Annotated in this window: 7 protein-coding genes; all 7 read right to left on the reverse strand. The window is 42.7% G+C overall.

Annotated features, from left to right (window positions below):
- Positions 1 to 21 precede the first annotated feature (21 nt).
- Entirely contained in the window at positions 22 to 2,424 is a 2,403-nt protein-coding gene (locus C5749_RS18160; RefSeq protein WP_105727634.1) for a glycosyl hydrolase 115 family protein, read from the reverse strand.
- Between the two features lie 52 nt (positions 2,425 to 2,476).
- Complete coding sequence (locus C5749_RS18165) at positions 2,477 to 4,075, reverse strand: glycoside hydrolase family 43 protein (RefSeq protein WP_105727635.1); 1,599 nt, start codon at positions 4,073 to 4,075, stop codon at positions 2,477 to 2,479.
- Positions 4,076 to 4,092: 17 nt separating this feature from the next.
- The gene (locus C5749_RS18170) at positions 4,093 to 5,475 is read right to left on the reverse strand and encodes a glycoside hydrolase family 28 protein (RefSeq protein ID WP_245893840.1); all 1,383 of its coding nucleotides are present in this window, start codon (positions 5,473 to 5,475) and stop codon (positions 4,093 to 4,095) included.
- A gap of 8 nt (positions 5,476 to 5,483) precedes the next feature.
- Positions 5,484 to 6,887, reverse strand: coding sequence for a family 43 glycosylhydrolase (locus C5749_RS18175; protein WP_105727636.1), 1,404 nt, complete (start codon positions 6,885 to 6,887; stop codon positions 5,484 to 5,486).
- 71 nt (positions 6,888 to 6,958) lie between these two features.
- Complete coding sequence (locus tag C5749_RS18180) at positions 6,959 to 8,641, reverse strand: RagB/SusD family nutrient uptake outer membrane protein (protein ID WP_105727753.1); 1,683 nt, start codon at positions 8,639 to 8,641, stop codon at positions 6,959 to 6,961.
- Between the two features lie 13 nt (positions 8,642 to 8,654).
- Positions 8,655 to 11,906, reverse strand: a complete 3,252-nt coding sequence (locus tag C5749_RS18185; RefSeq protein ID WP_245893841.1) for a TonB-dependent receptor — start codon at positions 11,904 to 11,906, stop codon at positions 8,655 to 8,657.
- A gap of 193 nt (positions 11,907 to 12,099) precedes the next feature.
- Positions 12,100 to 13,242 carry a FecR family protein gene (locus tag C5749_RS18190; protein WP_105727638.1) on the reverse strand — a complete coding sequence of 381 codons (1,143 nt, stop codon included), beginning with the start codon at positions 13,240 to 13,242 and terminating at the stop codon, positions 12,100 to 12,102.
- Positions 13,243 to 13,331 lie beyond the last annotated feature (89 nt).

Raw genomic sequence — 13,331 nt, forward strand, 5'->3', positions numbered from 1 at the left:
CACTACGCATCGCCACTTTTGTTATCGTGTAAATACAAGTACTTGGTCTAACACCACACCTTCGTCTAGTGCAGAGATTTTGATTCTTGCTTTATCCTTTCCTTTTATAGGGAAGCTTATCTTTCGAATAGCTTGATTCCGAAGCACATTCATTTTCCATTCCTCACTACGTCCTACTGTTTTATAAGAAATTTCTTGAAGAGGTGTGTCATCCAGCGCGACGCCGAAGCGCAGCTCACTACCTACGACCGGATGCCCGGGCAATAAGCGTACTTCCACAAAAACAGAATCACTTTGTATTTTCTCTAAGTCATAATACAGTTCTTCGCCTTTGTGCACAATCACTGCCTTACCTTCATAACCTAAACCCTCCACAGGATGAGACGGCCCCTGTAGATCGGTCCCATTCAACGTTAAGTGTGGTTTAACATCGCTGACCATAGGTACAGTTGCCTGCTCTTCCTTCACGCGTTGAAACACCGGTAAATTTCGAGGTTTATAATCCATCATACGGTTCCATTTTCCACCATTCAGCGCATTATATTGATCCGTCAACCTCACGATTCGATCAAAGGCATCATGGCTTTCTTTCCAGTCTACTTTCCCATGACGCGCTAATTGTGCATATAGCATCTTTTGGTTCATCTCTGCCGCGCCTTGAATTGGATACGTTATTAATTGAAAAAAAGCTTCTCTCTTATTTTCCGGAATAACGCTTTCTATCACCGATACCGCTGTCGAAAGTTCACGATAGGACTGTAATCGATGGCGCACTTCTTCTTCACTCCATGGCAAGTCGCGTACCGTTCGATAATATGTCCGATCGGCTTCCTCTTCACGCGTATTACCCATAAATTCCGGTTTACGGATATGTGCCAATCGGTAATGTTCTTGCATAATAGGCAGTAATTTTTCTCCTGCCTCATCGCCAAATTCACGCGCTAGCCAACGATGAAGATGCTGTTTAACACCCTTTTCGTTGATTTCTGCCATATCCCAAGCCATATCCAAAAACAATTCTGTTTGATACTCCCCAGGCTTGATATCCCCTACATTTACGATCCAAATCTTGCGCACTTCATATTCGTAAGCTGTTTTCAGCTGTTGATGAATCAGTGCGGGACTCGCTGTAGATAGCCATAAATAGTCGTGGGGACGACCCCAATACGAAATATGGTAATATACGCCGTTTCCACCGCTTCGTTGCTTTTCTTTTGCATCGGGGAAGTGCGTTATGTAACCGTAATTGTCATCACACCACATTAACGTTACATAATCGGGGACTTTCATCCCAGCTCGATACACATCAAGTACCTCTTTATAGGGTATAACCACCTGTGGGATTTTTGACGGATCGGAGTTGATGTACGTTTTCAATAGCTCCGTTTGGTCAACTATAACCTTATCAATAGCATCCTTATATGCAGCTATACCCTTCACACCTTCCATAGCACCGTCATGTTTACCGCGCATTCCCATGGTAAAAATATTATTGGAATTGCGCAGTTTTTTCAAGCGATCGGACCAATAAGACAGTACGTTGTCCTTGTTCGTAATATAGTTGTATCGCCCCTCGCCTACGATATCCCATTCTGTCGCACTATTTCTCGCGAGGGGTTCACAGTGTGAAGATCCTATATAGATACCATATTTTTCGGAGGCTTCACGGTTACCTTGTACGAAATAAAACGGAACCGTCACTTCGTGCATAGCCGGCCAGATGGTATTGGCCCGCAGTCGCAATAACAGTTCAAAAATTTTGCTATAGGTTTTCGGACCTATCGTCTGCATTTTTTTTGTTTTATCGGGATCGATACCTTCCTTTATTTTCGCTTCGGGTTCAAATGTATGGGCGCTCCAAGGTGTTAGCCCCCAATCTTCATCGTTCAGGAAAATCCCCCTATACTGTACATTTGGACGCTGACTATCTTGAAAACCAACAGGTAATATGACTTCTGACTTTCGTTCGGGAGTCACATCGGCCCACCATACCCAAGGTGAAACACCAATCAATCGAGACAACTCCAACACACCATACGCCGCCCCATGTGGATCACTTCCAATCACAAAAAGGTATTGTGTGTTTCCAACTGTTATCGTTTGTATATGGAAAGCTTCCCATTGTCCTTTAATATCTGAGATATCAATCTGATGTTTGGCCAGAAGCTGATCAAATGTCTGGCTTTCGCCGGGGATACCAATGATTACTGATCCATCCTTTGGTTCATCGGTCAACCGAAACGGCCGCTCCGCCACACTTTTCGAATCTTCCACAACGAGGCCGATTGCCGTTCTTACCAAAGACATTGTACCACTATAGTGCAGCGAAGCCCCCTGTCCGTTGGCTACTAGTTTAAATCCTTCCTGTCCATAATTGCTAAAAGCAATAAACAAAAGGAAGAACGTTCCTATTACTCTTTTCATCGTAATTAAAATTGTGTTTTATAACGGCGGAATGCAACCTCTACCGTTATGACTATTTTTTCAATTCATTTTTTAACTTCCCGTATACAAACTCTTTATATACCACTTTCTTTTTAGACAACTGATTATTGCTGCTGGCGTATAGCCCCACTCCTAAGCCATTGAATCGATTAATGGGGCTGTCTGCCAATGCCGTCAAATCCTGTATTTTTCCGATAGGTTCCATCTGTGTTTCGGACGCTCCAAAATAGAACCTTATATCCAAGCCTGTTACCCTCAACTGAAAATATACATCGGCTTTATCGTACGGAACCTGTTCAACCAACTGTTTCTCCCCTTCAATTTTTCTATAGAGCGCTATCGTTGATTTTTCCTTAGCTAAGAAATAATAATTGTCAGTCGTCCGATATAGTATAAGTCCAGCATGTTCATTAGCTAATGTTGTTTCCATATACAATTTAGTCATTGCCTGAAAATAATGATCCGTCACCCGTTGAAGCAATATCGGAACAGCAGATAAGCTGTCTACAGATTCCTTCATCAATTGCATCTCTAACTTATTGCCAACAACGTTATAAAACGGATATTGAGGAGCACGAACAGAATACCAGCTTTTATCCCAATGATGCAGTACTTTTTTTTCATTACAAGGCGTCCAAGGTAAATTCGGACGTTGTTGTTCTAAAAGAACTTTACCATACCCGGCATTAAATATTGGCGTTTCCCCTTCAAAATCTACTTTACATAGAAACGTTTCTCTCCCTAAAGGCACTTTATTATTAACAGTACGCTTTCCAAGCACGACCGACCACCATTCTCCGTGCTGCGTTTGTACCAGATCCGCATGACCGATAGCTTGCAGCGGATAATCTTTACCTAAATGTCGATGGGTCAATACAGGATTAATTTGATCCGCGACATAAGGTCCAAAAATAGAATTGCTATGATGTACCGTAACAGAATGGCTCTCGTCGGTACCACCTTCGCCAATCATCAATAAGTAGCGACCTTTCACCTTATAGAGATGTGGTGCCTCCGCATATCGGGCATTATTGGCATGGCCGTGGATCAACATTTTCGGTTCGCCCACCAACTTTTGTTTTTCTAAGTTTATCTCTTGTATCCATATGGTGCATTTACCTGGCCAACTATCGTCACCCTTAATATCCCATCTATTCCCTGTATAGTAGCATTTACCGTCATCATCCCAGAATAAACTAGGATCAATCCCGGGGGCATTCTCTAACCAAACTGGATCAGACCATGGACCAGCTGGATTTCTTGCTGTAATATAGAAATTTCCGCCACACGTATTACAAGTTGTAATAATATAGAATACTCCCTCATGATAACGAATAGTCGGCGCCCATATTCCATTTTTCTCTACAACAGAACTCATATCCAGCTGATCCGATCGCTTAATACCATGCCCTATCAACTTCCAATTCGTCAGATCTTTACTATGATAAATCGGTAACCCCGGATACCACGCAAACGAAGAAGTGACTAAATAGTAATCATCTTCTACTCTACAAATAGAGGGATCTGGATTAAAACCAGGCAATATCGGATTACGGAATGTTTCCGGTATATCCTGGGCATTCGCCCAGGTCAGGCAACAAAATAAAATAACTGTAAAAACTTTTTTCATCGTATTCCCAAAACCTGTTACTCCATCACAAACCCTTCTACATTTTTTGTCTGAATTTCTTCTTCGGAAGCATGGCTAAGCGTCACGTTTTTCAACTGTACATTACGTACGGGCAAATCTGCATTCCCGTTGATCTTGCTTAGAAATTTAGCCCTTTTTGCTGATACGTTTTCTAAATAGACATCCTGAATTGGCGTCAATTTTCGAATCACCGTTGGCACCAAAGTACGCCACTGATATAAAACATCCGTATCAATTCCCAAAATACCTTCCCGGATCGCATTGGCTTCGATATTTTTAAAATATACATGCTTAACATGGCCGCCCATACGCTCATTCGTTTTGATAAACAACAGGTGCATCAGTTTTTCGTTATCATCTGCCACTTTACAATTTTCTACGTAAACATTTTCGATACCTCCGGATAATTCACTGCCTATCGCAACTAACTGATGGCCGTCTTTCACGAGACAATCTCGGATAACAATATTCTTAGATGGCGTTTTTAGTCTCCAGCCTTCCGGATTCCTCCCCGATTTAATGGCAATGGCATCATCTCCCTGATCGAATACGCAGTTCTCAATCAGTACATTTTGACTCATTTCTGGATCAATACCATCGTTGTTATGGCCATGTGCGTACACATCAATACCACGCACGATGATATTCTTAGATAAATAAAGATGTAACGTCCAAAATGGACTGTTACGGATCTTGATATCTTCTACCAATACATTCTCACAACGGTTAAACTGTATAAACTGCGGGCGCATATTCGACGTATCGTTGACCATATTTCTATCTTCTACCGGCACTCGATCCTGCGCCCAGTTATATAAGCGTTTGATACTTTCCATGTGTGCCGATGGACGCGGAAACCATTTACGCCATTGACTAATATCTGCCCTAACCTCGCCTTTTCCAGTAATCGCAACGTTCTTTGCGTCGAACGCATAGATCAATGGCGAATAGTTGTAGCATTCCAATCCTTCCCAGGTGGTAAATACGGCCGGCAAGTAATCTTGTGGATCGGGAGAGAACAACAATACGGCACCTTCGGAAAGATGGAGATTCACATTGCTCTTCAAATGGATTTTCTTGGTTTTCCATTCGCCCGCCGGGATAATCACATTCCCTCCGGCAACGGTAGCGGCAGCTATGGCTTTTTCAAGGGCTACAGCATTTTTTTCTTTGTCTCCCGGTTCTGCACCGTAATCTGTAATGACAAAATCCGCAACCCGTGTAAAGTTCGGTGTTTTGATTTTCGGCATCTTAAAAGGAGCCTCCACGCTAACTTGTTGTAAGGTTACTTGGCTTTTCTGTGCAGAAAGTCGACCTCCGGTAAGAAAAAGAACCAGGAACATCGTCATCGTATATGTATTCCGCATTGTTTTCATCATCTAATTTATTATTCGACTACTATTTTCTTTAAAGCAACGCCATAGCCTGTACTACCGTAATTGTTTCTTCTTTTATCCGACCAGTTCCCACGTTCGCCCATTACGGTGACGACCACAGTATAGGTATCTTTCGGTAATGCCGGACTTACAAATTTGAGTATTTCGGTAGGATATAAACAATACATATCGACAATGGACTCTATAATCGTATTACCTTTTTGATCCCGTATACAAACTTTCGCATACCCACCGTCTGGCCTAGCCAGTCCGTATAATTTTAGACTCGTTCCGGTAAACGTGTACGAAAAATGATCGTCTTTATTATCTGACCGATAAATCGCCATGCTGTCTGCTTTCCAATTGCCTTGAAAGTTCACCGCATCCAGATCTTTCCCTTCGATCTCCGTTCCTTGCGTTTGTAAGAGCTTATGTTGCCCTGTGGACAAATCGACCATCCAAGATTCCTGATAGGCAGGAATAGACAGATCTTCTCCATCTATCTCCAAAGGCTGCCACACATAAGTCGCCGCCGAATTCTGCTTCGGAAACGACCAACGGTCGCCCATATACATAAAGGTGGTATCCTTTGTACCCATAATCGGCAGTACAAAAGAGCACTGGGAATTCCAGGTCAAGCTACCCTCGGGCGCAAACAAACCTTGTTCTGTCCATGGGCCAGCGATGTTCCGTGCGGTATGATACTGATTATCGTTACGCTCCCAGCTGGTCAGGTTTGAACTGAGCAGGAAGTACACCCCATTTTTCTTTAGCATCGCGGGGGATTCGCCCATACCGGGAACATTGCTGGCGACTTGCTTTTCAATTCCACGATAATCGGCTGTCAACTGGTAAATGTCTCCGTGATGTACCAAGAGATACCCCGTTCCGTCTTCATCCTGAAACGCGCCCATATCCCATCTCCTGATCGGCTTTCCTTCGTACAGGATGGGACCTTTGAACGTATAAGGCCCGGTGATATGTTGTGCTGTTGCATACCCTACGTATTGATCTTTGTAGTTCAAGGAATCGACGTGCATAAACATAACATACTCGCCCGTAGCCGGCGATTTCATCACCTTAGGTCGTTCCCCAACACGGTTCTTGCCTAACTTCCCTTCTTCCTGCACCGGAAGTGCCATGCGCTCAAACGTCCAGTTATAGAGATCCGCCGAGGAATAGCAGGCGAAACCGTTAAACACATTAGCCGAATCAGCCTTAAACCCGCCGAACAAATAATACCGACCATTATCTTTGATGACACCCGCGCCATGTGCACTTACGGTATTCCCATGTTGGTCAAACCAAGGCACGCCCGAATAAATCGCTTCGTAGGCGGGTTGCTCAAAACGAGTTTGCCCGTAGCTACAAACGGCTATACAGGCAAACAAGAAGATTGTCGTTAGTCTTTTCATGGAATCTATAAATTTATATAATAATACCACGGGTTGCAACCCGTGGTAACCTGTGATCTCACAGACAATATTTAATACCCGTCATTCTGTGGGTATTCTCCCGTATCCCTATCGATTACTGATTGCGGAATTGGTCTCAAATAATATTTGTTATCCACTATTCCTGAAGGATTCGCCATTTTTGTAAGTATGTTGTGTTCAAAAGCCCTCTCTAACTTTCGGGTACGTTTTAAATCCAGCCATCTTTTATACTCTCCGGCCATCTCTCTTGCCCTTTCATCTAATATAAAATCCAAATCAACATCTGCAGCAGTGATAGCTAGACTTTGTCCTGCTTTCGCCGCTCTTTCTCTAAGAACATTCAGTTTTTCTACAGCTTTATTAGTCTCTCCCGCATTATAATAAGCTTCTGCGGTAATCAAGTACGTCTCTCCTAGTCGAAATAAAAATACATCTTTTGTGCTGGCATAAGTAAATTCGTTGTTATAGGGAAGGCCTGCATCCGGTGCATAAAACTTATTGATCATCGGAAACTTTTCTGCACCTCCCACATTGCTGAATGCTTGCTTCCACCGCTCAAAACGGATCACTTCCACACGAGGATTATTAGTTTTCAAATTTGCTTCATCTGCTGAAGTGAATGGTTGGTCAGGAAACGGAAAATAAAACCTTAAGTCTCCCTTCTTTATATTTCCTTCATCTTTTGTTGCATAAAGTTCACTGAGAAAAGTCGCTTCATACCGGGCATCCTTGGTTGTATTGAACAACGTATACAAAAATTGTGTAGGCATAAAGTCCGATCGTCTTCTATTATAGTCTGTCACAGCGCTAACTTCGTCAAACCCTTGTTCTCGCCAATAACGCCAACCAAACATAATATTCTGTGCATTGCCATTATAACCCGGTTGCGGCCCATACTGCACCGAAAAAATAATTTCCCGATTTTTTTCATTCCCTGGTTCGAAAACTTCAGCAAAAGAAGGTTGTAGACTATACGCAGAACCATTAATGAGCTCGTCTCCTATCTGTGCAGCCTGGGTAAAATCCGCGTTGCTACCGAATGATTTATATCCTTTTGTTAAATACAGTAAAGCTTGCAGCTGTTTTGCAGCTCCTTGTGTGACTTTCCCAGCCTCCACTTTGGTCGGATCAGTTTCCAACGATGGTATAATAGCCGATAGCTCATTCAGTAAAAATTCGTATACCATTTGTTCAGATGCGGGTTCGAAATGGCTGACAGGTTCCGTAAACTCCTCTTCTACAATGGGTACCGAACCAAAATTCTCCACCAACAGATAGTAGTAATAAGCTCTCAAAAAGCGAGCTTCAGCCGTTCTTCTCGCTTTCAGCTCCTCCCCTAAATCGGCAATTTCATCTGCTCTGTGAATAGCCGTATTACAACGCTGAATTCCGCTGAAAGCAGCGGAGAAAAAAGTATTAATAGGATCATTATCCGGTGTCAAGGTGCGGTATTCGTTGAGCTGTTCTGCCGGCACATCGTTCGCCGAACCACTAACCAGTTCAATCTCTCCACGTGTACCAATATCTGTTCCCCACTCAAACAAACTGGGGTTGATTCCGTAGATATTCCGCAAAGAAGCATAACATGAGTTAATTAAGGATTCATAACCGGCAACGTCTACATAGTAGTTCTCCGCCGTTATTCCGCTGATATTATTTTCTTCTAAAAATTTCTCACAAGAAGAAAAAGCAACGGACAATATAAAAATGGAGATGAAAAGATTCTTTTTCATTGTCGTTTTAAATTTAAAATGAAACATTTACCCCAAAAAGATAACTACTCGTACTTATAGCCGTCCCATAGGTGTTCTGGGCGGCCCATTCTGGATCATATCCTTCATAGTCGGTAAACAAAAACGGATTGGTCGCAGTCGCATAGAACCGCAGACTATTAATCTTATATTTACTAATTAAACTGGTAGGAACCGTATAACCCAATGTTATATTACTGACACGCACAAAATCTGCTTTCCGAAAATAAGCGACATTTACAAACGTACCAGGTGTGCCTGGTTGAAAATGCGTCTGCGACGGATTGTCCGGTGTCCAATAATCAACATTCACCTGATTATAAATTTGATTGTAATTCATAAAACTACTGTTAAATGATGAATTAAATTGTTCTCCCCGACGGGTATAGGCCATTGCATAAAGATCTATATTACCATATCGAAATGTTGTCGCAAAAGAACCTGTCCAAGTCGGCACACGCTTGCCAATAATTTGCCGGTCTTCCGCATTAATAACCCCATTATTATCAAGGTCTTTTACACGCACCTGACCGGGCAGCTGGTTATATCCGGCCGCGATCTCACGTTCCGATTCCTGCCAAACTCCATCAAACACATAATTATAATTTACTTGTACCGGATGCCCAATAAAAAAAGCATTCCCAATATCATCAGCTTTCCCATTGGCGGTTTCTAGGATTTCATTCTTATTCGCATCAAATACAAAATCCGTCTTCCAAGAAAACTTATCTGTTTGTACATTCACCGTAGTCAGTCCCACTTCTAAACCGCGATTTCTGAGTTTCCCCATATTTGCACTTACCGATTCCCAGCCTGAGGGTGCAGGTAGATTGCGGTTAAGTAATATATCATGAATTTTGCGATCGTAAAGATCAACCGTTCCGTATATCCGATTCCCTAAAAGTCCGAAATCTAAACCTAGGTTAATTTCCTTGGTCGTTTCCCAAGTCAACAATTTATTTGCGAGCCTGTTAGGAGAATACCCTTGAACCAGTGCATTTCCAAAAAAATAGGTCGATGCTTCCAAGGTTGCCTGCGTAATATAGGGATCTACTCTGTCGTTTCCCGACGCCCCGTAGCTCAATCGAAGTTTCAGATCATTAATCCCTCCTATTTGTTGTATAAATTCTGTTTGCGAAATACGCCATGCAGCCGATGCAGAGGGGAAAAACCCCCATTTGTTTCCTTGCGCCAGTCTGGAAGAACCATCCCACGTACCGGATACCGTTAATAGATACCTATCATTAAAGCTATAGTTTATCCGGCCGCGGACAGATGCTAATGTGTACTGCACAAAATTTGAGCGAACAGTCGGCCCTCGAAAGGTACCGTTAAAATCTGTATTTGTAGCGGATCCGAAGTTGTACCATAGCGAGTGATAAGGTAAGTTGTAAACATCTATTCCGCTCGATTCCAGTCGATCTTTTTGCATACTTTGTATGACGGTTGCTGTTAATTTATGACTTCCCAACGTCCGTTCGTAAATCGCCTGGTTGTCCCAAAGCCAGTTAACCTGTTCACTTGTACTATTATCTCTTGATGAATTATACCCGCCATTCCCTGCACCTTCTTTTGATTCCGAACCAAAATACCAAGCAAACCTATCGGTATTGAGACTGGGTGAAAAAGTTGTTTTCAACGTTAAGTACGGTAACGGCTTTACCTGTAAGTATATCTGCCCGAATGCCCTGATGCCTCGACTATCTCGTATATCATTGACTGCATCAAATAAAGGGTTAGTCACACCGTCTCCGCCAAGAACACGAAAAACAGGGTTGCCATCGCTATCATAAGGAGATACAGTGGGCGGCAGTCGATATGCAGAACGTAAAGTTTCCGAACTCCCTAGATTTTGTAAATTTTGCCCAGCGTAAAAACTCATTCCAGCCATCCATTTCTCTCCGATATTCTTATCTATATTTCCACGAAAGGAATACCGTTTAAAATCTTCTGGGCTCACGTTACCACCCTCTTGTAAAAATCCAATTCCTAACGAAAAACGGGTTTGTTCATCTCCGCCACTAGCGGAAACATTATGGTTCATCTGCCTGCCATCTTTCAGAAAAATCCCGGGCCAATCAGTAAAACGGCCAGCGTCAATATTTGTCCATTGCTCTGATGTAAAGAAAGCATTGTTACTGCGAGAAGTATCCCGCCCGGTTGCCAAAAACTGATCGGTACGATATTTTACATATTGCTCTCCATTCATCATATCCGGCAAATTTGTAGGTTTTCTTGCTCCAACATGCCCATCGTATGTAATCGTCGTTTGACCCTGCTTTCCCCTTTTAGTGGTCACAATCACGACACCCTTAGCACCCCGGGAGCCATAAATCGCCGTTGCCGAAGCATCTTTCAAAACATCTATTTTTTCAATATCTGCCGGATTAATATCATTGAGTCCCGAAGTGGTAGGTATTCCATCGATTACGAACAAAGGGGAGTTAGAGCCTCCGAAAGAACTAATACCACGGATATTAATATTATAACCCGAGCCGGGTTTACCCACATTTTTGACCACAACTGCGCCTGGTGTTTGCCCCTGCAATGCTCCTGTTGCATCGGCTGTTGCAGCTCGGGCAATAGTCGTCGATTCCACGGAACTAATCGCCCCCGTAACATCCGATCTCCGCTGGGTTCCGTAACCTACAACTACGACTTCTTCCAGATCTGCGTTGACGGAACGTAGTTTAATCTGTAATTCTGTTCGCCCATTCAGTGGAATCTCCTGCGTTTCATAACCCACCATCGTAAAAATCAGCGTAACGTTATTATCGGGTACTTCAACGATAAAATACCCCTGCTGATTTGTTGTTGTTCCATTTGCAGAGCCACCTTTCACAACAACAGACACTCCCTGTATAGGGCCGATGGAATCCGATACCACGCCAACAACCGATTGCTGTTGTTTACTTTCTTTCGCTATAATCTTAGCGGAAACAGGTTTAACGCCTGGTTTCTCCTTCACTACAATTGTTTTCTTACTTACCGTATATATCAGTGGTTGATCTGCAAATACTCTTTTCAAAGCATCATCCAATGATGCGTTTTTTAGATTTAACGATACACGCTTCGACTTATTAATCGTCAATGGGTTATATAGAACGTGATATCCGCTCTGCTTCCCGATAGTTTTTAAGGCTTGCTCTAGAGAAGAATTTCTTAGGTCGAGCGTAACCCGTTGTGCGTAACTTGACGCATGTAAACACATCGTTCCGAGCACCATAAAGAATGCTATCAGTTTCATTATTTTCCAGATTTTTGCACCTCGTCTACGGACATATAGACTTGGAGGCACCTCATAATTTTTGTACATTTGGGTGTTTAGCTTTAAAGTGATTAAGAACTCGGTTTATTTTTAATTGCATTAGCTGAACCACCGGGAGCGCGGCATCGCTCTCGGTAATTTTGCTTTTAGTTTTTTTATCTCGTGTAGCTGTCTAGCCCATGACCAAAATCCTCCTTCCTTCTATTTTAAATGTTACGGTCCCGGTCAGTTCAAGCATATCTAAAACCTCATACACTTGCCCGAACCGCGAGACCGTTCCTGAAAAAAGCTTGCCTTTCATATTTCCTTTATATTCCACTTCCACATCATACCATCGAGCAATCTTCCGCATGACGTGTTCGATGCTTTCTTCGTTGAACATAAAATAGCCTTCTTGCCAAGCTAGGATCTCTTCAAGGTCAAAAGTTTCCGTTGTTACCTGTCTCTTCGTCTTATCATATACACTCCGTTCACCCGGTTTAAGCGTATAGTTAGATCCGGCGATATCTACCGCTACCTTCCCTTCAATAAGGGAGGTTTTTACACCCTCTTCATCAGGATAAGCCATGACATTAAACTGCGTACCCAAAACGGTTATCTCTTGGTTATCCGATTTCACCACAAAGGGTCTTCCTGTATCCTTTTGTACGTCAAAAAACACCTCTCCCTCCATTTCAACAAACCGCTCAGTTCCGATAAATGCAGTCGGAAAACGTATAGATGACGACGCATTCAGCCATACTTTTGTTCCATCAGCTAATGTTACTTGGTACTGTCCTCCTCGCGGTGTACGGATCGTATGATATCTTATCTCATCTTCCGACATTTCTCCATAACGTAATTCACCTTCTCCCGCCTTATCTGCCAATACTTTTCCATTAATGGTGACATTACCTAATTGAAGTTCGTTCAGCGAGACCTCTGTTCCATCGTCCAATATAAGCACCGCATTATCACCTCCAGGTACAATCACAATTGTCTCTGTTTCGTCAACGAAGGATGTCTCCCGCTCCGCTACGAGCCAATATAATCCTCCTATGATGAGCACGATAGCCGCCGCGGCGTAGACCCACCATTTTCGCATAGACTGCCGGTATAAAGGCAAATTATCATTATTCGTTTGCATTTCTCTGTGCAAACGTATATAAAGACGTGTCTTAATCTCCCCTTTATCGCCCATAGTCTCCTCGTCCCATGTGATTTCTTCCAATTGAAATTTATCCTGGTAATCTTGCAATTGGCTCAGCTCTTCCTCTGAACAGTGACCAGCTAAATATTTCTCGTATAATTTGATGTACTCCTCTTTGGTTAACATATTTTGATTCCCTTTATATCATAGAGCTTTTTTCTCTCAAGCACACACATACTATTTTTATTATTATTAATCCTATATTTCCTTTATAG

Source organism: Sphingobacterium gobiense (assembly GCF_002980575.1).
GTDB classification, from domain to species: domain Bacteria; phylum Bacteroidota; class Bacteroidia; order Sphingobacteriales; family Sphingobacteriaceae; genus Sphingobacterium; species Sphingobacterium gobiense.